Raw genomic sequence first — 21,012 nt, 5'->3', positions numbered from 1 at the left:
GCCACTCAGCGCAAGGCGTCCAGAGCGAACGCGGCGTACAAGGCGACACCGTGTGCCATGGCCGCTTCGTCGAAGATCACCCGGTTGGAGTGATTGGGCGCCGCGTCGGCGAGATCCACTTCGGGCGGGCAGCCGCCGAGGAACGCGAACGCGCCGGGAACCCGTTGCAGCACATAGGAGAAGTCCTCGGCGCCCATCACCGGGTGCGGCATCGCCTCGGCGTACCGCGCGCCGAGCACCTCGGCGGCCAGTGACAGCACGTGCTCGGCGAGGTGGTCGTCGTTCACCGTCACCGGGTAGCCCGGCTCCACATCGGCCACCACCCGGCAGCCGTGCGCGGCGCCGATGGCCTCGCAGACCTTGGGCAGCTCGGCGCGGACGAACGCGCGGGTCTGCTCCGACAGCGTCCGGATGGTGCCCTCCAGCTCGGCCGTCTCCGGGATGATGTTGCTGGTCGTGCCCGCGGTGATCCGGGTGACCGACAGGACGGCGGGCTCGAAGACGCTCACCTTGCGGGTGATCATCGTCTGCAGCGCGCCCACCATCGCGGCCGCGGCTGGCACCGGGTCGACCGCGTCGTGCGGCGCGGAGCCGTGCCCGCCCTTGCCGGTCACCCGCACGACGAAGCTGTCGGCCGAGGCCAGCTGCGGTCCCGGCCTGGTCTGGATGACGCCGGACTTGGCGCTGTTGAAGATGTGCAGCGCGAGCGCGCGCTCGACGCGTTCGCCCGCCGCGTCCAGCACGCCTTCGTGGATCATGTGCCGCGCGCCGTGATAGCCCTCCTCGCCGGGCTGGAACATGAACACGACCGAACCGGCCAGCTCGTCCTGGTGCGCCGCGAGCAGCCGCGCGGCCGAGGCGAGCATCGAGACGTGGGTGTCGTGGCCGCAGGCGTGCATCGTGCCGTCGGTCGCCGAGGCGAAGTCGAGCCCGGTGTCCTCCTGCAGCGGCAGCGCGTCCATGTCGCCGCGCAGCAGCACCGCCGGGCCGGGCTTCGCGCCGCGCAGCACGGCCGTGAGCGAGGTCGTCGACTTGCCGGGGGTGATCTCGAGCGGGAGGTCCTCGATCGCCTTGCGGATCGCCTCCTGCGTCTTCGGCAGGTGCAGCCCCTGCTCCGGCTGCCGGTGGATCTCGCGGCGAAGTGCGACGGTTTTGTCCTGCAGCGCTTTCGCCTCGTCGAGCAAACCGGCGAAGCAGGCGTCCGGGAGGGTCGGCAGGTCGGTGGGTCCGGTCATGTCCCGATAGTGGCACCTGACGGCCTGTCGGCGCACCGTGTGTGCGCTGATCCGGAGACGGGAATACGGTGTGCGCATGGCGGTGAAAGAGCCCATCACGGGGTTCGCGGTGGCCGTGGTCCGCGAGGACGGCAAGTGGCGGTGCAGCGCGCTCGATTCCGGCGCGCTGTCCGAGCTCGACGCCGCGATCACGGAACTCGGGAAATTACGGTCGACCGGTGCTTCGTTCGGGCTGCTCGCGGTGGACGACGAGTTCTTCGTGATCGTCCGGCCCAGCCCGCGCGGGCCCTCGCTGCTGCTGTCCGACGCGGCGGCGGCACTCGACTACGACATCGCGGCCGACGTGCTGGATCTGCTGCGCGTCGATCCGCCAGACGAGGACGACGAGTCGGTCTGGCCGGAAGGCGATCTGGAGATTCTCGCCGATCTCGGCCTGCCGGGTGTCGAGCTTGAGGTTATCGTCGGAGAGGTGGACCTCTATCCGGACGAGCAACTGCAGATGATCGCCCAGCGCTGCGGCTTCGACAGCGAGTTCACCAAGCTACTGGACGAGATCTGAGAGCCCCCGAAGACGCCGTCCGCGCCGCCTTGGAGGTGGCGCGAGGCTCTGGTGCCGACGTCCCGATCGGGGCCGTCGTCTTCGGCCCGGACGGCTCAGTGCTGGCCACCGCCCGCAACGCGCGCGAGGAGCTCGAAGACCCCACCGCGCACGCCGAGATACTCGCCATCCGCGCGGCCGCCCGAAGACACGGCGACGGCTGGCGCCTCGAGGGCTGCACGCTGGCGGTGACCGTCGAGCCGTGCACGATGTGCGCGGGCGCGCTGGTGCTCTCCCGCGTCGCCAGGCTCGTGTTCGGCGCCTGGGAGCCCAAGACGGGCGCGGTCGGTTCGCTGTGGGACGTCGTGCGCGACCGAAGACTCAACCACAGACCCGAGGTGTTCGGTGGCGTGCTCGAGAGCGAGTGCGCCGCGCTACTGGGGCAGTTTTTCGCAGGCCAGCGTGGCGGGGGCCACGCTTGAGTTCGCGCATCGGCGCTGTTCAGAGCGCTGCACGCGCAAGACCAGGACCCCTTCGAGGCGTACTCAGGCGGTCGGGTATATTTCTTGGCGGTGGCGTGTCCGAGCGGCCGAAGGAGCACGCCTCGAAAGCGTGTGACGGGTAACCCCCGTCCGTGGGTTCAAATCCCACCGCCACCGCCAGCAGTACGCGAAACGCCCGGTGAGTCACTCCGACTCGCCGGGCGTTTTTCGTCGGCCGCCTGACTGTCGTTTGTGGACGGAAGCGTGCGGATGCCGGGCAGGGTTGCGCCGTCTGGCGTAGTTTCCGGGCCTGGTGAGCGGGAATTTCCTTGGAGTAGGGGTAAAGGAACCCAAGGAGAAACCGATGTCCACGACAGTGGTTGTCATCCTCGTGGTCGCGGCGGTCGTGATTGTGGCTCTGGTCGCAGTCTTGTTCTTGCAGCAGAAGCGTCGCCGCCACCTCAAAGAGAAGTTCGGCCCGGAGTACGAACGCGCCGTGCAGGAGCAGGAAAGCCCGCGTGCGGCCGAGCGTGAGCTCGCCGAGCGCGAGAAGCGGCACAAGGAGCTCGACATCAAGCCCTTGTCGGCCTCCGCGCGTGAGCGGTACACGCAACGCTGGGCCCTGATCCAGGAACAGTTCGTCGACCGGCCGTCCGGTGCGCTCACCGAAGCCGACCGGGTGCTGGGCGAACTGATGGCCGAGCGCGGATATCCCACCGACGGCGGCTACGAACAGCAGGCCGCGGACCTGTCCGTACGCCACGCTCGCACGCTGGAGCACTACCGCGCGGCGCACGACACGCTGTCCGAGCACGAGCGCAGCCAGGCGTCCACGGAACGGTTACGCGAGGCGATGGTCCGCTACCGCACCGTTTTCGAGGACCTGCTGACCGATGGCGCCGAGCACAACGGGCATCGCGACAGGGCACATCACGCCGACGAGCAGCGGAGGTGAACGACATGGAAGAACGCGGAGTGAACACGCAGGATCTGTTGGACGCCGGTCCGGCGCACGAGTCGCGTGAGGTCGAACCGGAGACGCAGGACTACGGGCGGGAAAACGGCGAAGTCGAGCCGGGTCCCGACGAGAACACGCCGATCAACGAAACCCGGCACGACGAACCGGCCAAGGAACTGTTCGGCCAGGACGAGGTCGAAGGTTTCCGCGCACAGTGGCAGGAATTGCAGGCCGCCTTCGTCGACGACCCGAAACGCGCGGTCGAGGACGCCGACCAGCTGGTCGCGGCGATCATGCAGTCGCTGGCCGCGACGTTCGCCGAGCACAAGCGTGAACTCGAATCCCAATGGCAGCAAGGAGAAGCGCCCACCGAAGACCTTCGGGTGGCGTTGCGGAGCTACCGCTCCTTCTTCAACCAGCTGCTGAACGCGTAACCGGGAGGTCGTCGAAAATGGGTCTGTTGATCGTAGTTCTCTTGCTGGCTCTCGTACTGGGCGGCGCCGGGTTCGCGGTGCACGCGCTCTGGTGGATCGCCGGGATCGTCCTGATCCTCTGGCTACTGGGCTTCTTCGTCCGCCCAGCCACCGGCGGCGGCCGCTGGTACCGCTGGTAGCCCCGAATCCCCGCCGGATCCAGGAAAAAAATCCCAATGCGGCATTGGTCAGTTTTCAGGCCGCCAATGTGGCTTTCGTCAGCTCAAATCTGACGAAAGCCACATTGGGATTTTTTTAGCTGGTCGGGGGGCCCGCGACGTAGATGTCGCCATCGGCTATGGAGACGTCGCGGTCTGTTGAGGCGCCTGTGATGAGGAGGCGTGCGGGGTCGTGGAAGCCGGTGATGACTTCGATGCGCTGGACTGGTTTCGGGGTGGGGATGGTGGTTTCGGGCTTCCAGGTGTTGCCGGGGGTGAGGAGGAAGGTCTCGATGTTGGGCTTGCCGTCGCGGGTGCCGTAGACGCGCCACGTCAGAGCGTCGAGGGGTTCGGCCTCGCGTAGGCGCAGGCCGGTCGCGATCTGTTTGCGGTCCCAGGAAGCGCCGTTCCACGTTGCCGCGTAGTCGATCGGCACGCCCTTCGAGTCGAACTGGAACCAGAGCACGAACGGCTTACCCGACTGCGAACCCACCTGCAGGATGTAGTCCGGCGACTTCGCGCCGCCAGGGAGCTGGAGCGGGGTGTCGGCGACCTTGAGGTACTGCTCCTGCTCGCTGTCCTCGACCTGCGTGCCGAGGTCGCGCCCGGCCGCCGAGTAGAACTTCAGGCTCACCGGGTCGAACGACGCGTAGTAGACGTTGCGGTGGTACACGTCGTGCTTGTGCTGCGACGGCCCGCCGCCCGCGAGCGTGTAGGCGAACTGGATGCGCCCGGTTTCGGGCACGTAGCGCAGCTGGCCGACGTAGATCTCGTCCATGTGGTCGGCGCGGCCCTTCGAGCCGAACGCCCATGGCTTGCCGGTCAGCTGGACCGAGTTCTTCCACGTCTTGCCGTCGTCTTTGGACACGATGTACTTCATCGGCCGGAAGTCGGCGGCGGCCTTCGGATCGATCTGGTTCGTCGTTTCGCGGTAGAACATGAACAGCGTGCCGTCGTTGAGCTTGACCGGCATCGGGTAGCTCGCGGCGTCACCGGCCGCGACCTTCGTCTCGGTCCAGGTGCCGTCGAGTGAATGGACGTTCGGCGCGCGGTTGATCACCGTCCGGGTGTTGTGCATGCCCCGGAAGATCAGCAGATGCCCGTCGGCCGCCAGCACCATCGTCGGGTAATTGTGCGAATCGGACTCGCCGCCAGAGATCTTCTTCGGCGGCGTCCACGTCTTCTTTTTGTGGTCGTAGGCCTGCACGTAAGTGTCGGCGGCCTTGCCGGACCACGAGATGAACGTCTGGTCCGCGACCGGGTCGTATACCCCGCCCGCCACCGGCCTGCGGTCGGTGCGGGAGGCGACGGTGGTCGCGGGTGTCATCACGCTGAAGTCGGCGGGGCCGAAGACGGGCACGCTCACGGCTGTGACGATCGACACCAACCAAGGGATCAAGCCGGACAACTTGGGCATAAAGAAACGCCTCCTGCGCGGTTCCAGGCGGCGGACCTTCATCCTTCCACGCTCGGCTGAGCCGAGGGAAGTGGTCACGAATTGTTGCCTTATTAGCCTCCCGCTACTCACTTGTTCGGGGGAGTATTCGTCGACCGTCCGAGTGAATAAGGGGACTCAGGGTGACGAACTCCCGGAGAAGTCTGTTAGTTCTTGCCGTCACGAGCGGCCTTGTCCTAGGCGCTTCCACCGCCATCGCGGCACCCAGCGCGGACGCGGTGATCGCCGAGGTCTACGGCGGAGGCGGCAACAGCGGCGCGACGCTGACCAACGACTTCATCGAGCTGGCCAACCGCGGCGCGGCACCCGTGAGCCTCGACGGCTTCAGCGTCCAGTACCTGCCCGGCACGCCGAGCGCGAGCAGCACCTGGCAGACCACCGCGCTCACCGGCAGCATCGCCGCGGGCAAGCGCTACCTGGTCGCCGAGGGCAAGGGCGCCGGCGGCACCGTCGCGCTCCCTGCCCCGGACGCGACCGGCGCCATCGCGATGTCCGCGACCGCGGGCACCATCGCGCTCGTCCAGGGCACGACCGCGCTGACCTGCAAGACCGCGGCCGACTGCGCGGCGGACACCCGCGTCAAGGACCTGGTCGGCTTCGGCAACGCGGTCGTGCGCGAGGGCGGTTCGGCTCCGGCGCCGAGCAACACCAACGCGGTCGCGCGCGCCGCCTCGCTGGCCGACACCGACGACAACGCGGCCGACTTCACCGCCGTCGCGCCCACCCCGACCAACAGCAAGGGCGAGAGCACCGGCGGCGACCCCGGCCCGGCTCCCACCAACGCCAAGGTCCACGACATCCAGGGCACCACGCGCATCTCGCCGCTGAAGGACCAGAAGGTCGCGAACGTGACCGGCGTGGTCACCGCGGTCCGCCCGTTCGGCTCGTCGCGCGGCTTCTGGATCACCGACTCGCAGCCCGACGCCGACCCCCGCACCAGCGAGGGCCTGTTCGTCTTCACCGGCTCGGCCACCCCGGCCGTCGCCGTCGGAGACGCGGTCACCGTCGCGGGCACTGTGCGCGAGTTCTACCCGGACTCGCCCGCCACGTCGAACTTCCAGTCGCTGACCGAGCTTTCGCCAGCCACCTGGACGGTCGACTCCAGCGGCAACCCGCTGCCCGGCGCCACCTCGATCGTCTCGAGCATGGTCCCGGACGCCGTCGCGCCGCAGCCCGGCGGCAACATCGAGGCGCTGCCGCTCGAGCCGTCGAAGTACTCGCTGGACTTCTGGGAGTCGCACGAGAGCGAGATCGTCAGCTTCACGGACGCGCGGGTCGTCGGCCCGACCACCTCGTTCAACGAGCTGTACATCACCGCCAAGCCGGAGCAGCACCCGTCGGTGCGCGGCGGCACGGTCTACCTCGACTACGACAAGCTCAACTCGGGTGTGCTCAAGGTGCAGTCGCTGATCCCGTTCGACCAGCGCCCGTTCCCGAAGCTCAACACCGGTGACGTGCTGACCGGCGTCACCTCCGGGCCGATCGAGTACAGCAACTTCGGCGGGCCCACCCTGCAGGCTTCGGTGCTCGGCGCCGAGCAGGACAACAAGCTGCAGCGCGAGACCACCCGCAAGCAGCGCGCCGGCGAGCTCGCGGTCGCCACGTACAACGTCGAGAACCTCTCGCCGCTGGACACGCAGGCCAAGTTCGACCAGCTCGCGCACGGCATCGTCGACAGCCTCGCTTCGCCGGACATCGTGACGCTGGAAGAGATCCAGGACAACAACGGCCCGCAGGGCAACGGCGACGGCGTGGTCGCGGCCGACCAGACGCTGCGGAAGTTCACCGACGCGATCGTCGCGGCGGGCGGCCCGCGCTACGAGTGGCGTGAGATCGACCCGCAGGACCTGACCGACGGCGGCCAGCCGGGCGGCAACATCCGCGTCGGCTTCCTGTTCAACCCGGCCCGGGTGTCCTTTGTGGACCGCCCGGGTGGCGACGCGGTGACCCCGGTCGGCGTCAAGAGGGTGCACGGCAAGGCACAGCTCACGCTCTCGCCCGGTCGCGTCGACCCGGCCAACGAGGCGTGGACCGCGAGCCGCAAGCCGCTGGCCGGTGAGTTCGTCTTCAGCGGCCGCACGGTGTTCGTCATCGCCAACCACATGAACTCCAAGGGCGGCGACCAGCCGACGCACGGCCGCTTCCAGCCGCCGACGCGCAGCTCGGAGATCCAGCGCGCCAAGCAGGCGACGGTGCTGCGTGGCTTCATCGACCAGCTGCTGGCGGCGGACTCGCGCGCGAACGTCATCGTCGCGGGTGACCTGAACGACTACCCGTTCTCGCCCGCGGTGAAGACGCTGACGGCCGGCGGCGCGCTGACCGACCTCATCGCGACGGTGCCGGAAAGCGAGCGGTACAGCTACGTGTTCGAGGGCCAGTCGCAGGTGCTCGACCACCTGCTGGCGTCGAAGGCGCCGCGCGGCATCGACTACGACGTCGTGCACATCAACGCCGAGTTCGCCCAGCAGGCCAGCGACCACGACCCGCAGGTGCTGCGCTTCCGGCCGAGCGCGGGCAACGCCATCGGCGACGCCTTCTACGACCTGCTCGACTACCTGGACCAGCTGCTCGGCAAATACCTGCCCAAGCCGTAGCCCGTAAAACCCCGAAAGCCACTTTCGTCAGATGCGATCTGACGAAAGTGGCTTTCGGGCTATAAGACCTGACGAAAGTGGCTTTCGGGCTAACGTCAGCGCTTGGCGCGCCAGCCGAGCGCCAGTACCGCCTGGACGAGTTCCTGGTACGAGGGTTTGACCTCTTCCAGGTAGCGCTCCAGGTACTGCGGCCGGGCATTGGGCGCCGGGTCCGGATCGCCGCCGGTTTCCAGCCACGGCAGGCGGCTGACGTTGTGGATCGCCATGCGCCACCAGCGGATGGCGCGTTCCGACGCCCAGGCTTCGCGTTCGGTGGCCGCGGTGACGGCCGCCGCGGCTTCGGCCTTGGCGTACTCGAGTTCGTCCGCGCGCGCGAGTTCCCAGTTGCGCAGCTGCTCCGCGGAGCCGCGAGCCATGCTCACGATCTCCTTGTAGCGCATGGCCGCGGTCGCGTTGTCGTCGATCGTCATGCTCCACCATCCGGTCGCTGGAACGGGATGATCACTTCCGGCGCGCCGTGGGTGCTGCGGTCGAAGAACAACGCGCGGCCGGGCCGGGGCGACCAGTGCACGACCATGCCCGCCGCGAACGGCGCCAGCTCGTTGCCCTGCACGTCCAGCGCGGCCCAGGTGCCGATGTCGTCGGTGCCCGCGAACCCGAGCGTGTCCTTGAGCCGGGAAACGCTGCGCCACCAGCCGATGGTGTGCACCGCGTGCCCGGGCCCCTGCTTGAGCAGCACCCGCAGATGATCGAGTCCGCTCTTCAGCACACCGGGCGCCTTGGCTTCCAGCGCGGGCAGCGACGCGTCGACGCCGTAGAGCAGCAACACCTTCGGCGTGTCCAAAGTGGACAAGCCTTCGGACAGCTCGGTCATTCGCGGCGACAGCTCGTCGAGCAGCGTCGCGCTGTGCCCCTCCGCACGCAGCTGGTGCAGCAGCTCGGTCACCGCTGGCACACACGACTCGATCGGGCAGCTCAGGATGAATTCGACGGCCCCGTGCCGATATTGCCTGGCCAGCGAGCGCGCCGAAGAGTCCATAATGGACAACGCCTCGGCCGCGGCACCGCCGAGCACCGCGATGTTGCGGCCTGGCGCGGACGGCAGCTCCACCCCGCACGCCGCCTCGGTCACGTCGATCGACTGACCGAGCAGTGCCCGTGGCCGGGAATTCGGCTTCAGGCGGGTGAACGCCGGGAACCGGTCCAGCTCCGGCGAATGCGCGCCGTCGAACAGCCGGGGCCTCGGCCCGTCGGAATGCCGCTCCCACAGCTTGTGCTGCAGCTTGACGAACACGTCCTTGCTGCTCGCGTCCGGCACGTGCGCGAGCTGGTTTCCGTGCGCCACACCGGAATCGTGGTTGATCACCGCATGCCACTTCGGCGCGGCGACGGCCGCGTTGTTCGTGTCGGCCAGCACCCGGCGCGCCTTCGGCATCGCGATCCGCAGCGTGCACTGCTCGAACACCGCCGGCTTGCCCCAGAACGCCTCGATGCCCGCGACGTCTTGGCTGGCCAGCATCAGGTGGATGCCCTGCGAACGGCCACGCCGCGCGATGTCCTCGAGCAGCTGGGTCGCCTGCGCGGTCACCGCGTCACGCCCGGCGAAGAGGTACTGGAACTCGTCGATCACCGCGACGATCCGCGGCCAGTGCCCCTCGGGGTCCTGTTCGCGCAGGTCGGCGAGGTTGGTGACCTCGTGCTCCTTCGCCGCGGCCGAGCGCCGCCGCAGCTCCTCGGCGAGGAAACGCAGCAGTGCCAAGCCGAACTCGCGGTCGGTGTTGACGTTGATCCCGACCAGCCGCGCGTGCGGCAGCCAGCTCGCGTCCTTGCGCCCCGGCGCGAGCCCGGCGAACGACACGCCTTCCTTGAAGTCCAGCAGATACAGCGCCAGCTCGTTCGGCGAATACCGCGCGGCCATGCTGCCCAGCAGCGCGTAGAGGAAGTTCGTCTTGCCCGACCCGCTCGGCCCGCCGATCAGCACATGCGGGCTCGCGTCGCCGATCACCACGTCGACCGGCTCGCCCTCGTAGAACCCGACGGGCGCGCGGAGTTCCCGCGCCGAACTCTCCTTGCCGAACTCGGTCGGCAGCAGGTCGGCGAACGACCTCGGCCCACCCTGCTTGGCGATCAGTGCCTCGGCGATCGCCCGCGCGGCCCGCGTGACCTGCGAAGACGGCAGCGGCGTGTCCAGATCGACGATCAGGTCGGACCCGGTCATGCTGCTCACCGCGCGCCGCGAGTCGAGCAGGTCGATCGTCTCGACCGAGGTGCTCAACGCCGTCGGCACGTCGATCAGGATCAGCGAGATCCCGGCCGCGAGCGCGCCGCTCGCCACTCGCTTCAGTTCGCGGGCCGTCTCGTGATCAAGGGTTTCCCCGTTGCCGTAGAGCACGGCGATGCGCCACGGCTCGGTGCGCTGCCCGGTCTCGCGCCGGATTTCGCGCAGCGTGGTGTACCCGGCCTGCATGCCGGTCGCGTGGATGCGCCGGATGTGCCCGGCTAGTTCGTCGAGCAGATCTTCGAGTCTGCTGGGGTCGTACAGCGTCAGCGCGCTGGTCCGGCTGAGCGGGTACAGGCTCGGCAGGATCGCGGTCAGCTGCCCGATATCCCAGAGATGAATGCGCACGGCGCCGGGTTCGAACGTGCTCAGCACCCGCATCAGCAGGTTTTCGACGATCGCGTCGACGGCCTCGCGCGTTTTCGGCGCCGAAGTGATCGAAAGGTGCGCCTCGTCCAAAAGGGGGACGGCGACATCGAACACCCGCGAAATGTCCTGGCCTTCCGCGGTCGCCGAACCGATTCGCCACAATCCCGGCGCGGACAATCCGGGATTGGCCCCGACACGCCCGAGCCAATCACCCGGCGGCCGACCGGCGGGCCCCGGCGCGTTGGCCGCGACCAGCTCCCGCAACGCGTTGGGCCCGGCGGTCCAGTCGGTGTAGAACTGCCCGCGAATGGCCCGCAGCGTCGAGAAGACCTCGGCGGAGGCGGGATGACGGCTCCATTCGGCCTGCTGCTGCGGGGTCACCTGGTTGATCCCCGCGCGCACTATCACCCGTTCGAGCTCCAGCTTGGCGAGCTCGGCCTCCGCCGCCTGCCTGGCGTTGGCGGCGGCGCCGAGCACCAACGCGATCTGGGCCCGAACCCGCTCCAACGCGGTACGGACACGGTTGCGCTGTTCCTCGGCCCTGTTCGCCATGTCTCCCTACAACCGGCTTTGGTACGCGGTAAGCAGTTCGGTCACGCCGGCCATCTTGGTGAGCTGGGCGTCCAGCGCCTCGATGGCCTTCGCGAGCTCAGGCGGCTGCCACGGTTCGGCTTTCGCCTGTGCTTCGACGATGGCTCGCGTGGCGTCTTCGAGCAAGGCCTTCGCCCGTTCGAAGTGCGCGGAGGCCTCGACGACGCCCGCCTGGACAGCCTGGAGCAGCTGGTGTAGTTCCTCGATCCCGCCCGCGCCGGTCAAAGCCGCGCCGAGTACGACTCGGCCGAGGAGTTCGCGGCCTCGATCGTGCTCGCGATCCCGTCGATCTGGTTCATCGCCTCGGCGAACAGGCCGAGCGACTGGGTGACCTCGGACTGGCTGCTGCCGGAGGTGGCCTGCTGGAGGGTCTGCTGCGCTTCCTCTAGGGCCATCTTGGCCTGCTGTAGAGCCGCGATGCCAGCCGATGCCTTGTCCTTCGCGAGCGCGATACCAGCGCGGACCTCTTCCACTCCGGCCATGGGGGCGGGTCTCCTAGTGGTGTGTCGACCGAATGTTTCGGTATGGCAAGGATATAGGGGAATCAAACAAGGCCCCTGACGTTTTTACGTCGGGGGCCGTGGTGTGCCTCGGTAATGCGGAGGGTACAGGTCGGGGTGGATCACCGGGTCATAGGGCCATACGGTCCGTCACCTGTACTGGCGGGCAAACGCGACAAGGCCCCGGATGCCGGAACATCCAGGGCCTTGCGGCTGCGGAGGATACAGGATTCGAACCTGCGAGGGCGTGAACCCAACACGCTTTCCAAGCGTGCGCCTTAGGCCGCTCGGCCAATCCTCCGTGGAGAAGCTTACCGGACGGGTTCCGGCGGCTCGGCTACTGGGTCGTCAGCACCATGAACAGCCTGGTGTTGATGGTCTCGAGCAGCTCGGCGGACACCTCGCCGACCAGGTCGCCGAGCGCGGACTTGGGCACGCGGTCGAGGCGGGTGTAGGCGACGCGGTTGCCGTCGGGCAGCTCGACGTCCATCGGGTCGCGGCGGGTGGAGACCTCCATGGTCAGCACGTACGGCACGTCCGGTAGGTCGTTGAACATGTTGCCGGAGTAAATGAGCACTTTCCGAGAAGAAGCGTCGACCGTACGGATTTGTCCTCTACGCGGCCGACGAGTCACGGGCACCGTTCGCGCGCTTGAAGTAGTCCTCGGTCTCGCGTTCGGCCAGCTCGGGGCGCTCGGCCCACCAGGTGTTGGTCTCCTGGCAGAGCTGGCGGAACGTCTCCCGCTCGATGGCCGCGAGTATCCAGGCGTTGACCGAGATCCCCGCGGCGTCGGCTCGCTGCTTGATCTGGGCGTGCGTGTCATCGGAGAGGTTCAGGCCAAGGCGCTTCGGCATGGCGCGAGTTTACGGCGCTGCCCGGCGGCGCCCGGCGAAGGCACGCCCGGCGTGTCGGCTGATGTTCACCTCCCGCTCATCGGGGGTGCCTCGACGGGGCCATCTTCGTGGGAAGTAATTGGTCCGGACGTTTTATCAAACGATCGGAGGCCCCTCATGGTGGAAGAGATCAGCCGTCGCCGATTCCTCGGCGCCGCGGCGGGCACGGCGGCGGCGACCGCGTTGCCGCAGGTGCTGCTCGACGCTCTGGCCGCGCCCGCGGCGGCGGGCACCGTGCGTGACATCGAGCACGTCGTGATCTTCATGCAGGAGAACCGCTCGTTCGACCACTACTTCGGCTCGCTGAACGGGGTGCGCGGCTTCCGCGACCGCAACGCGATCACGCTGCCGAGTGGCAAACCCGTTTGGTACCAGCCGTATTCGAACGCCGACGGGCACATCCTGCCGTTCCATCTCGACACCAAGGTCTCGAAGGCGACCTGCTCCGACGCGGCGGCGATGAGCTGGCCGGTCGACCTCGGCGTGTGGCACGGCGGCAAGCACGACGCGTGGAACACCGCGCGCCAGCCCGCGCTCGGCATGGGCTACTACCAGCGTCAGGACCTCGATTTCTATTACCAGCTCGCGAACGCGTTCACGATTTGCGATCACTACTTCCAGTCGACGCTGACGCAGACCAATCCGAACCGGCTGCATTTGTTCACCGGCAGCAACGGCCTTTCGGTCGGCCAGCCTGCGACCATGGACAACACCGAGCCCTCGGCCGGGTTCACCTGGAGCACCTACGCCGAGCGCCTGCAGTCGGCCGGGGTCAGCTGGAAGGTCTACCAGGAGACCGACAACTTCGACGACAACGCGCTGGCCTGGTTCAAGAACTTCAAGGGCCTGCGTGCCGGGAACCCGTTGTACGACAAGGGACTCGCGACCGTTCCCGATCTCGTCAAAGCGTTCGGCGACGACATCGACGGCGGGAAGCTGCCGCAGGTTTCGTGGATCGTCGCGCCGGCGGCGTTGTCCGAGCACGCCGACCACCGGCCCGCCGACGGGATGAACCTGACCGCGCGCCTGCTGGCCAAGCTGGCCGCGAACCCCGGTGTCTGGGCGAAGACCGTGTTCCTGCTCAACTACGACGAGGGCGGCGGCTTCTTCGACCACGTCCCGCCGCCGATGCCGCCGGCCTCGCCGGGCGACGGACTGTCCACTGTGGCCACTGCGGGCGAGCTGTCCGGTGGCAAGCCGATCGGGCTGGGCTTCCGGGTGCCGATGATCGTGGTCTCGCCGTTCTCGCGTGGCGGGTTCGTCTGCTCGGAGGTGTTCGACCACACCTCGGTGCTCCGGTTCTGCGAGAAGATCTTCGGCGTCGCCGAGCCGAACATCAGCGCGTGGCGCAAGTCGGTCACCGGCGATCTGTTCTCGGCGTTCGACTTCACGACGGCGAACACCGCGTGGCCCGCGCTGCCGGACACCTCGACCTATCCGGCCGACGCGGCCAAACAGTGCGGCACGCTGCCGGACCCGAAGATCCCGAGTCCGCAGGTGGCGCCGTCGCAGGAGGCGGGCACGCGCAAGGCGCGGCCGTTGCCGTACGCCTTCGAGGCGACCGGGCGGGTGACCCCGAGCCAGTTCCTGATCGACATGGCCAACACGGGCTCGCGGGGCGTGTGCGTCTACGTCTATCCGAACGCCTACCGCACGGACGGCCCGTGGCGGTACACGGTCGAGGCGGGCAAGACGCTGTCCGACTACTGGGTGGCAGGCACGCCGACCGGCGCGTACGACCTCTCGCTGTACGGGCCGAACGGGTTCCACCGGCGGTTCAAGGGGAACCGGGTGATCTCGGCAGGCGCGGCCAATCCTGAGGTCAAGGCGCGTGCCGACGTCGCGAGCGGGCGGCTGTACCTGACCATGACCAACACCGGCTCGGCGGCGTGCGTCGTGACGGTCAAGGCGAACGCGTACCGCGCGGACGGCCCGTGGACGTACGAGTTGGCCGCGGGCGCCACGGTCGAGGACTTCTTCACGATCAGCGCGGCGGACTGGTGGTACGACCTGACCGCCTCCGCGAACACCGCCGACGGGTTCCTCCGCCGCTTCGCCGGGCATGTCGAGAACGGCTCCGCGAGCGTCACCGACCCGGCTTCTTGACGGAGCACACCCCGATTGGCTTTTAGGGGCCCCTTAATGGCGGCCGATTCCTCGGAGTTCGGTCGGGGCAAGGCACATGATGCATGCGAAGAAGCCGGAGAACAGAGCAGATGGAGGGCCGATGGGCCGGGTGGCAGGCAAGGTCGTCTTGATCACCGGCGCGGCGCGGGCACAAGGCCGCAGCCACGCCGTGCGGTTGGCGGAAGAAGGCGCGGACATCATCGCGATCGACATCTGCGCGAACGTCGAATCCCCCGAATACGACTTGGCGACCGAGGAGGACCTGCAGGAGACGGTCCAGCTGGTCGAGAAGACCGGTCAGCGGATCGTCGCGAAGGTCGCGGACGTCCGCGACCGCGTCGGGCTGCAGGCGGCCATCGACGAGGGCGTCGCCGAGCTGGGCAAGCTCGACGTGGTCATCGCGAACGCGGGCATCTCGCCGATCGGCGCCGGGCGGCCGATCATCAACTTCACCGAGACCGTCGACATCAACCTCAACGGTGCGATCAACACCGTGCACGCCTCGATGCCGCACCTCGGCGAGGGCGCCTCGATCATCATGATCGGCTCGGCGGCGGGCCTCATCCCCGGTTACGGCGACACCGGCCCCGCCGGACCCGGCGGGGCCGCGTACTCCTTCGCCAAGCAGACGCTGGTGCAGTACGTCAACGCGTTCGCGGTGCAGCTGGCGCCGACCAGCAGGCGCATCAACGCGGTGCACCCGACCAACTGCAACACGCCGCTGCTGCAAAGCCAGCCGATGTACGAGACGTTCCGGCCCGACCTGGAGAACCCGACCCGCGAGGACGCGGAGCCGGCTTTCGCGACGTTCCAGGCGATGCCGATCCCGTACGTGGAGTCGAGCGACGTTTCGCACGCGGTGACCTATCTGGCGTCGGACGAGTCCCGCTACGTGACGGCCCTGCACCTCAAGGTCGACGGTGGCGCACTGGTTCAGCGCGGTCTCTGACGGCTTGTTAAGCGGGCTTCATCCCACTGGGGGTGAAGCCCGCTTTGTCGTGTGACGCCGAATCGTGACCTTGGTGGATCAACCCCGAATGGGCTACACCCGTCTTGGGTGGTGAACAGGGAGAGAAACTCACAGTGCGGGGGTAATGCGTCGTGAAGAAGATCTTGGCGGGGGTGGCGGCGGCGTTGGCCGCGGTCGTGCTGACCGCGTGCTCGGGTGGTGCGCCCAGCAACGTCGACACCGTGCCGGTGGCCGCGAACGCCGCGACCACGACTCAGGCTCCGACGTCGACCTCGTCCTCGTCGGCCGAGCCGACGCCGTCGCCGACTCCCAGCTCGTCCAGCTCGGCGAAACCGACCCCCACTTCGAAGAAGCCCGCGCCCAAGCCGGAACCCAAGCCGCAGGCCGCGGCCGGTGTGCCGTGCGCGGCCACTGTGGACGTCTGCTTCGACGTCTCGGCGAAGAAGGTCTGGCTGCTCAAGGACGGGCAGGTCGTTTACGGTCCTGTCGGCGCGCTCGGCGGCCGTAAGGGCAACCCGACCCCGGTCGGCACCTTCCACGTCATCAGCAAGGTGAAGAACTACCACTCGAAGCAGTTCGACGCCCCGATGCCGAACTCGGTGTTCTTCGCCGCGGGGATCGCGTTCCACACCGGCAGCCTGTCGGTGTACTCCCACGGCTGCGTCCACCTGTCGCCCGCGGCGTCCGCGAAGCTGTTCAGCAGCCTGAGCGTCGGCGACGTCGTGCAGGTCGTCCCGTAAGCCTCACTCGCAACAACGGCGCGTTCTGGACCATGCGGTCCGGAGCGCGCCGTTCGCGTTTCGGGGCTTTCGGTGGTGATGACCCCCAGTAGTCACCACCGCCCGCCACCCGACGCGCATGATTGAATAATCGATGTTGCCAGGTGGCAACCCTTTCGACCTTGCTTGAAAGGGTCTGACCTGCGGAGGGAGCCCATGTCGCTGCGGATCCACTTCAGCGGTGCCGACCTCGCGCGGGTGACGCTGGCGGAGACCCCCGACCCGCTGTGGGAGCTGCTGCTCAGCCTGCACGCCTTGCAGGGTCCCGTCGACCATCCGCTGTTCGGCCGGTGGTCAGCCGACGTTTCACTGACCGCCGACGTGCGCAGGCTCTGCCGGATCGCCCCGGCCCGTGGCTACTCGCCGGACTTCCTGACGCCCGGTGAAAGCGCTCGCGGCCTCGACGCCGGGCTCGAAGCGGTCCTCACGACACCGGTGCCCCGACTGCGTTCCGAGCTCTCGCTGCTCGACGGTCCATCGTGGACCAAGGCGCTCGGCGAACCCCGCTCGGCTACGCTGCGTGACCTCGTCGGCGGCCTCGCCGAGTATCACCGCACGGCCGTCCAGCCACACTGGTCCCAGATCGAAAAGCAGGTCGGCGGCGACCGCGCGGCCCGCGCCCGCGTCCTGCTCAACGGCGGCGTGGAGGCCCTGTTCGGCGGCCTCCACCCGGCGCTGCGCTGGCAGGCGCCGATCCTCGAACTGCGCGGCGACCACGTCCAAGGCGACCTGTACCTGAACGGCCGCGGCCTCCGCCTGGTCCCCGCGTTCTTCTGCGAAGGCGCCCCGACGCTGCTCGCCGACCCCGGCCTGCCCCCGGTGCTGGTCTACCCGATCGCCCACGACCCGGCCTGGCTCGACCCCGCCGCGTCCAGCCACCGCGAATACGACTGGGCCGCGCTCGCCGCACTGCTCGGCCCGACCAGGGCCCAGGTCCTGTGCGCGGCCGCGACCGGCTGCAACACGACCCAGCTGAGCAAGCAGGCGGGGATCTCACTGGCCTCGGCGAGCTACCACGCCTCGATCCTGCGGGAGGCCGGTCTCCTGGAAACCCACCGCGCGGGCACGGCGGTCAAGCACACCCTCTCCCAGCTGGGCCGCGAACTCCTGACCCGCCAAACCGCACTGGGCCAAACGATCGTCGCCTGAACCCCGAAAGCCACTTTCGTCAGGTCTGAAAGCCCGAAAGCCACTTTCGTCAGATAGGACCTGACGAAAGTCACTTTCGGGCTTTCAAAGGCCCCAAAGTCGCTTTCGGGTTCCGGTCAGAGGAGGTCAGCCGGGGTCGTGCCCAGGGAGGTGAGGGGGAGGCCGAGCAGGGCGCGTTCGGCGAGCCAGCGGCTGGGGCGGTAGCGGGGGTCGCCCGAGGCCTGGTGGAGCTCGTGCAGGATGCCGAGCAGCAGCGGCGCGCCGACTTCGGAGCCCCAGGTCAGCGGGCCGCTGGGGTAGCCGAGGCCGAGGCGGACCGCCGTGTCGATGTCGGCGGGGGTGGCGAGGCGCTGGTCGGCGATCGAGCAGGCCGTGTTGACGATCGAGGCGAGCAGGCGCTGGGCGACCATCGCCGAGCCGTCACGGACGATGGTCACCGGGCGGCCGGTCGACGCCAGTGCCGCCCATGCTTCGCGGCCTGCGGAAGTATCGAGTCCAGGGTGGACGGTCAGCGTCAGCCGTCCGGCGAAGCCGCCCAAGGGATCCACGCCCACCGTGCGCGAAGCATCGGTGCCCGCGCCCAAGCAAGCGTCCAGAGTGGACTGTCCGTACGGCGTCAGCAAGACGATCGCCTCGTCCGTCGGGAACTCGTAGTCCTCGACGGGCACACCGGCCGAGCGCAGCAGCTCGGACAACTCCTCGCTGTCCGTCCACAACTTCTTGCCTTCGGACTTGGGCGCCTCCGGCTCAGGCGCGACCTGTTGCACGCCATCGGTATAGACATAAAAGCCTTCGCCGTTCTTACGGCCGAAAAGCCCGGCCGCCACCCGCGGTCGCGTCAGCCACGAAGGCCGCAGACGCGGTTCGCCGTGAAAGCCGCTCCAGATGCTTTCGAGTACGGCGTGGGAAACGTCGAGACCGGTCAGGTCGAGCAGCTCGAACGGGCCAAGCCGCAGTCCGAGCACGTCGCGGGCGATACGGTCCACATCGGACGGTGAGCACAGGCCTTCGCTGAGTATCTGCAACGCTTCCGTGCCGAGCCCGCGCCCGGCGTGGTTGACGAGGAACCCCGGCGCGTCGGGCGCCAGCACCGGCTGGTGACCCCACGAGCGCACCAGAGCGGTCAGCGCGGACGGAATCCAAGGCTGTGTCCGAGCGCCTGGGATGACCTCGACCACGCGCATCAGCGGAACCGGATTGAAGAAGTGCAGACCGGCGAGCCGTGTCGGGTCGGTGAGCGTCGCCGCGATCTCCGTCACCGACAGCGAGCTGGTGTTGGTCGCGAACACCGTCGTAGCCGGGCAAACGCGTTCCAGCTCCCCGAAAAGCTCGCCCTTGACCGACAGGTCCTCGCGCACCGCTTCGATGACGAGGTCGACGTCGTCCGCGGGCGCGAACGGCCCGTCCACCGGCCGCAGCCGCGACTTCGCCTGTGCGGCCTCGTCGGTGGTCAGCTTGCCTTTCGAGGCGAGCTTGTCGAACATCCCGCCGACGAACTCGACCGCCTTGGTCACCGCTTCTGGCTGCGCGTCCGCCAGTTCCACCGTGCAGCCCGCCGCCGCGGCCAGCTGCGCGATCCCGCGCCCCATCACGCCGGTGCCGATCACCCGGATCGTGCGGGCCTCCCACTGTTCGCTCATGAGGTGGAACGTACCCGGTACCTGAGGTGGGTCACGCCCGCCGAGGCGATCACCCGGTCCGGCACCAGCCGCAGGTCGTCCATGCCGTCGAACAGCCGGGTGCCCCTGCCGAGCGTGATCGGCGCGACATGCAGCTGCAGGTCGTCGACCAGACCGGCGCGCAACGCCTGCCTGACCATGTCCGCGCCGCCGTTGACCTGCACGTCCCTGCCGCCCGCTGCCGCCTTCGCCTGCTCGATCGCGTCCTCGACGCTGCCGGTGACGAAGTGGAACGTCGTGCCGCCCAGCCGTGGCCACGGGTCGCGCGGCGAGTGGGTGAGCACGAACACCGGCGCGTGGAACGGGGCTTCGGCGGGCCAGTTCGGCTCGCCTTCGTCGAACATGCGGCGGCCCATCACGTTCGCGCCCGCCCGTGCCCTGACCTCCTTGATCACGTCGTTGTCCGGTCCGGTCTCGCCACCGGGCAGCCCCTGCGACGCACGCCAGGCCTCCTGGCCGAACACCCACTCGTGCAGCCGCGTGCCGCCGTCGCCGAGCGGGTTGGCCGGACCGCCGTTGGGGCCGCCGATGTAACCGTCGAGTGAGATGGACAGATCCACGAAAACCGCCATGACCGGCTCCTTCTTCTGGGTGGCAACACCACGAAGTCGGAGCCGGTCACCGCTTCTCGACACGGTTCAGCGAAAACGTGCGAAAAACTTCTGGAGGTCCTGGATCAGCAGGTCGGGGGCATCCTGCGTGGCCCAGTGGCTGCCTCGCTCGAACTCGCTCCACGAGACGATGTTGGCGTGGTCGCGGTCGGCGAAGCGCCGCAGCGGCCGGAAGTCGTAGGCGAAGCTCGCCAGCCCCATGGGCACGGTCGTCTGCCCGGCGGGCTCGCCTGCCTGCTTGTGCTCGTAGTAGAACCGCGCAGACGAGGCCGCCGTATTGGTCAGCCAGTAGATCGTCGCGTTGGTGAGCACGTGCTCGTCCGGCGTCGCGCTGAGCAGCTGGGCACTCCACGCGAGCTGCCCGGCGGGCGAGTCGGCGAGCGCGTGCGCCAGGTTCTGCGGCTTGGTCGCCTGCAGCTGCGCGTAGGCGGACATCTCCTCGTTGAACTTCTGCAGGAACGCCAGCAGCCCCATGTCCTGCTCGCTCAGGCCCTCGAACTCGGCCGGGTCGCCGCTGGGGAACGAGAAGATCTGCGTGACGTGCACGCCGATCACCCGGTCCGGGTGCTGCCTGCCGACCTCCGGGCTCACGATCGACCCGGCGTCGTTGCCGTGCACGCCGAACCGCTCGTAGCCGAGCCGGGTCATCAGTTCGGCCCACGCGTCGGCGACGCGGTACGGGCTCCAGCCTTTCTCCTTGGTCGGACCGGAGAAACCGAAGCCGGGGATCGACGGGATCACCAGGTGGAACGCCTCGGCCGGGTTCGCGGGGTTGGTCAGCGGCTCGATGAGGTCGAGGTATTCGAGGATCGAGTTCGGCCAGCCGTGCGTGAGCAGCAGCGGGGTCGCGTCCTCGTGCGGCGAACGGACGTGCAGGAAGTGGATGTCCTGGCCGTCGATCTCGGTGATGAACTGCGGGTACTCGTTGAGCTTCGCTTCCCACTTGCGCCAGTCGTAGGTGGTCCGCCACTGCTCGACCAGCCGCTGGACGTACCCGAGCGGAACGCCGCGCTCCCAGCCGGGCGGCACCGGACCGGTCTGCTCGGCTGCGGGGTCGGCGGGCAGTTCCTCGGTCCAGCGGGTGCGCTCGAGGCGGGAGCGCAGGTCGTCGAGGTCGGCCTGCGGGATCTCGATGCGGAAGGGGCGGATGTCCGTGGTGTTTTCCATGACCA

21 protein-coding genes and 2 tRNA genes are annotated in these 21,012 nt (G+C 68.5%); 11 read left to right on the top strand and 12 right to left on the bottom strand.

What is annotated here, in order from left to right:
* Positions 1 to 5: 5 nt before the first annotated feature.
* Complete coding sequence (locus BLV57_RS10265) at positions 6 to 1,235, bottom strand: M20 metallopeptidase family protein (RefSeq protein ID WP_091288402.1); 1,230 nt, start codon at positions 1,233 to 1,235, stop codon at positions 6 to 8.
* Between the two features lie 76 nt (positions 1,236 to 1,311).
* Between BLV57_RS10265 and BLV57_RS10260 the strand changes: the two genes are divergently transcribed.
* The 6 genes from BLV57_RS10260 (at position 1,312) to BLV57_RS10235 (ending at position 3,826) form a co-directional block, all read left to right on the top strand.
* A complete protein-coding gene (locus BLV57_RS10260) occupies positions 1,312 to 1,794 on the top strand; it encodes a tRNA adenosine deaminase-associated protein (RefSeq protein ID WP_091288401.1) in 483 nt (160 codons plus the stop codon).
* Positions 1,791 to 2,255, top strand: a complete 465-nt coding sequence (locus tag BLV57_RS10255) for a nucleoside deaminase (protein ID WP_091288400.1) — start codon at positions 1,791 to 1,793, stop codon at positions 2,253 to 2,255. Before BLV57_RS10260 ends, BLV57_RS10255 begins: the two co-directional genes overlap by 4 nt.
* 89 nt (positions 2,256 to 2,344) lie before the next feature.
* Positions 2,345 to 2,435: transfer RNA gene (locus tag BLV57_RS10250), tRNA-Ser, on the top strand.
* A 184-nt stretch (positions 2,436 to 2,619) separates the two neighbouring features.
* The gene (locus tag BLV57_RS10245) at positions 2,620 to 3,210 is read left to right on the top strand and encodes a hypothetical protein (protein ID WP_091288399.1); all 591 of its coding nucleotides are present in this window, start codon (positions 2,620 to 2,622) and stop codon (positions 3,208 to 3,210) included.
* A gap of 5 nt (positions 3,211 to 3,215) precedes the next feature.
* Positions 3,216 to 3,647, top strand: coding sequence for a hypothetical protein (locus BLV57_RS10240; protein WP_091289071.1), 432 nt, complete (start codon positions 3,216 to 3,218; stop codon positions 3,645 to 3,647).
* Positions 3,648 to 3,673: 26 nt separating this feature from the next.
* Positions 3,674 to 3,826 carry a hydrophobic protein gene (locus BLV57_RS10235; RefSeq protein ID WP_425425974.1) on the top strand — a complete coding sequence of 51 codons (153 nt, stop codon included), beginning with the start codon at positions 3,674 to 3,676 and terminating at the stop codon, positions 3,824 to 3,826.
* A gap of 115 nt (positions 3,827 to 3,941) precedes the next feature.
* Here the strand turns inward: BLV57_RS10235 and BLV57_RS10230 are convergent, their stop codons facing one another.
* On the bottom strand, positions 3,942 to 5,210 hold the full coding sequence (locus tag BLV57_RS10230) for a BNR-4 repeat-containing protein (RefSeq protein WP_245757247.1): 1,269 nt from the start codon (positions 5,208 to 5,210) through the stop codon (positions 3,942 to 3,944).
* A gap of 212 nt (positions 5,211 to 5,422) precedes the next feature.
* Between BLV57_RS10230 and BLV57_RS10225 the strand changes: the two genes are divergently transcribed.
* Complete coding sequence (locus BLV57_RS10225) at positions 5,423 to 7,894, top strand: endonuclease/exonuclease/phosphatase family protein (protein ID WP_091288396.1); 2,472 nt, start codon at positions 5,423 to 5,425, stop codon at positions 7,892 to 7,894.
* A gap of 95 nt (positions 7,895 to 7,989) precedes the next feature.
* On the opposite strand, the gene BLV57_RS10220 is transcribed toward BLV57_RS10225, so the two are convergent.
* From BLV57_RS10220 to BLV57_RS10190, 7 genes are all read right to left on the bottom strand, one after another.
* A complete protein-coding gene (locus BLV57_RS10220) occupies positions 7,990 to 8,358 on the bottom strand; it encodes a hypothetical protein (protein ID WP_176968601.1) in 369 nt (122 codons plus the stop codon).
* Between the two features lie 2 nt (positions 8,359 to 8,360).
* Positions 8,361 to 11,093, bottom strand: a complete 2,733-nt coding sequence (locus BLV57_RS10215) for an FtsK/SpoIIIE domain-containing protein (RefSeq protein WP_091288394.1) — start codon at positions 11,091 to 11,093, stop codon at positions 8,361 to 8,363.
* A gap of 6 nt (positions 11,094 to 11,099) precedes the next feature.
* Positions 11,100 to 11,357 carry a hypothetical protein gene (locus BLV57_RS10210; RefSeq protein ID WP_091288393.1) on the bottom strand — a complete coding sequence of 86 codons (258 nt, stop codon included), beginning with the start codon at positions 11,355 to 11,357 and terminating at the stop codon, positions 11,100 to 11,102.
* A complete protein-coding gene (locus tag BLV57_RS10205) occupies positions 11,354 to 11,614 on the bottom strand; it encodes a hypothetical protein (protein ID WP_091288392.1) in 261 nt (86 codons plus the stop codon). The genes BLV57_RS10210 and BLV57_RS10205 overlap by 4 nt, the downstream gene beginning before the upstream one ends.
* Before the next feature lie 234 nt (positions 11,615 to 11,848).
* Positions 11,849 to 11,933 (bottom strand) — tRNA-Ser (locus BLV57_RS10200).
* A gap of 36 nt (positions 11,934 to 11,969) precedes the next feature.
* Positions 11,970 to 12,188, bottom strand: coding sequence for a hypothetical protein (locus tag BLV57_RS10195; RefSeq protein ID WP_143047024.1), 219 nt, complete (start codon positions 12,186 to 12,188; stop codon positions 11,970 to 11,972).
* 58 nt (positions 12,189 to 12,246) lie between these two features.
* Entirely contained in the window at positions 12,247 to 12,486 is a 240-nt protein-coding gene (locus BLV57_RS10190; protein WP_091288390.1) for a hypothetical protein, read from the bottom strand.
* Positions 12,487 to 12,642: 156 nt separating this feature from the next.
* Between BLV57_RS10190 and BLV57_RS10185 the strand changes: the two genes are divergently transcribed.
* The 4 genes from BLV57_RS10185 to BLV57_RS10170 all read left to right on the top strand — a co-directional run bounded on the left by BLV57_RS10185 (position 12,643) and on the right by BLV57_RS10170 (position 17,550).
* Positions 12,643 to 14,631, top strand: coding sequence for a phosphocholine-specific phospholipase C (locus BLV57_RS10185; RefSeq protein WP_218134717.1), 1,989 nt, complete (start codon positions 12,643 to 12,645; stop codon positions 14,629 to 14,631).
* A gap of 121 nt (positions 14,632 to 14,752) precedes the next feature.
* Positions 14,753 to 15,601, top strand: coding sequence for a mycofactocin-coupled SDR family oxidoreductase (locus BLV57_RS10180; protein WP_091288389.1), 849 nt, complete (start codon positions 14,753 to 14,755; stop codon positions 15,599 to 15,601).
* Positions 15,602 to 15,753: 152 nt separating this feature from the next.
* On the top strand, positions 15,754 to 16,362 hold the full coding sequence (locus tag BLV57_RS10175) for a L,D-transpeptidase (RefSeq protein WP_091288388.1): 609 nt from the start codon (positions 15,754 to 15,756) through the stop codon (positions 16,360 to 16,362).
* A 195-nt stretch (positions 16,363 to 16,557) separates the two neighbouring features.
* Positions 16,558 to 17,550, top strand: a complete 993-nt coding sequence (locus BLV57_RS10170; protein ID WP_091288387.1) for an ArsR/SmtB family transcription factor — start codon at positions 16,558 to 16,560, stop codon at positions 17,548 to 17,550.
* Between the two features lie 116 nt (positions 17,551 to 17,666).
* Here the strand turns inward: BLV57_RS10170 and BLV57_RS10165 are convergent, their stop codons facing one another.
* The 3 genes from BLV57_RS10165 to BLV57_RS10155 all read right to left on the bottom strand — a co-directional run bounded on the left by BLV57_RS10165 (position 17,667) and on the right by BLV57_RS10155 (position 21,007).
* On the bottom strand, positions 17,667 to 19,190 hold the full coding sequence (locus tag BLV57_RS10165; RefSeq protein WP_091288386.1) for a 3-hydroxyacyl-CoA dehydrogenase: 1,524 nt from the start codon (positions 19,188 to 19,190) through the stop codon (positions 17,667 to 17,669).
* Positions 19,187 to 19,801, bottom strand: coding sequence for a dihydrofolate reductase family protein (locus BLV57_RS10160; protein ID WP_091288385.1), 615 nt, complete (start codon positions 19,799 to 19,801; stop codon positions 19,187 to 19,189). Before BLV57_RS10160 ends, BLV57_RS10165 begins: the two co-directional genes overlap by 4 nt.
* 66 nt (positions 19,802 to 19,867) lie before the next feature.
* Positions 19,868 to 21,007 carry an epoxide hydrolase family protein gene (locus tag BLV57_RS10155; protein WP_091288384.1) on the bottom strand — a complete coding sequence of 380 codons (1,140 nt, stop codon included), beginning with the start codon at positions 21,005 to 21,007 and terminating at the stop codon, positions 19,868 to 19,870.
* Between the last annotated feature and the right edge of the window lie 5 nt (positions 21,008 to 21,012).

Source organism: Amycolatopsis xylanica (assembly GCF_900107045.1).
Lineage (GTDB): Bacteria > Actinomycetota > Actinomycetes > Mycobacteriales > Pseudonocardiaceae > Amycolatopsis > Amycolatopsis xylanica.
Note: the sequence above shows the minus strand (reverse complement) of the source record. Positions and strands in the feature narration are given on the sequence as shown.

What these genes read in the sequence shown, in the direction of transcription:
- BLV57_RS10265 (WP_091288402.1), bottom strand. Translation starts at nt 1,235, where the DNA reads ATGACCGGACCCACCGACCTGCCGACCCTCCCGGACGCCTGCTTCGCC.
- BLV57_RS10260 (WP_091288401.1), top strand. Translation starts at nt 1,312, where the DNA reads ATGGCGGTGAAAGAGCCCATCACGGGGTTCGCGGTGGCCGTGGTCCGC.
- BLV57_RS10245 (WP_091288399.1), top strand. Translation starts at nt 2,620, where the DNA reads ATGTCCACGACAGTGGTTGTCATCCTCGTGGTCGCGGCGGTCGTGATT.
- BLV57_RS10240 (WP_091289071.1), top strand. Translation starts at nt 3,216, where the DNA reads ATGGAAGAACGCGGAGTGAACACGCAGGATCTGTTGGACGCCGGTCCG.
- BLV57_RS10215 (WP_091288394.1), bottom strand. Translation starts at nt 11,093, where the DNA reads ATGGCGAACAGGGCCGAGGAACAGCGCAACCGTGTCCGTACCGCGTTG.
- BLV57_RS10205 (WP_091288392.1), bottom strand. Translation starts at nt 11,614, where the DNA reads ATGGCCGGAGTGGAAGAGGTCCGCGCTGGTATCGCGCTCGCGAAGGAC.
- BLV57_RS10195 (WP_143047024.1), bottom strand. Translation starts at nt 12,188, where the DNA reads ATGTTCAACGACCTACCGGACGTGCCGTACGTGCTGACCATGGAGGTC.
- BLV57_RS10190 (WP_091288390.1), bottom strand. Translation starts at nt 12,486, where the DNA reads ATGCCGAAGCGCCTTGGCCTGAACCTCTCCGATGACACGCACGCCCAG.
- BLV57_RS10185 (WP_218134717.1), top strand. Translation starts at nt 12,643, where the DNA reads ATGGTGGAAGAGATCAGCCGTCGCCGATTCCTCGGCGCCGCGGCGGGC.
- BLV57_RS10180 (WP_091288389.1), top strand. Translation starts at nt 14,753, where the DNA reads ATGGGCCGGGTGGCAGGCAAGGTCGTCTTGATCACCGGCGCGGCGCGG.
- BLV57_RS10170 (WP_091288387.1), top strand. Translation starts at nt 16,558, where the DNA reads ATGTCGCTGCGGATCCACTTCAGCGGTGCCGACCTCGCGCGGGTGACG.
- BLV57_RS10165 (WP_091288386.1), bottom strand. Translation starts at nt 19,190, where the DNA reads ATGAGCGAACAGTGGGAGGCCCGCACGATCCGGGTGATCGGCACCGGC.
- BLV57_RS10160 (WP_091288385.1), bottom strand. Translation starts at nt 19,801, where the DNA reads ATGGCGGTTTTCGTGGATCTGTCCATCTCACTCGACGGTTACATCGGC.
- BLV57_RS10155 (WP_091288384.1), bottom strand. Translation starts at nt 21,007, where the DNA reads ATGGAAAACACCACGGACATCCGCCCCTTCCGCATCGAGATCCCGCAG.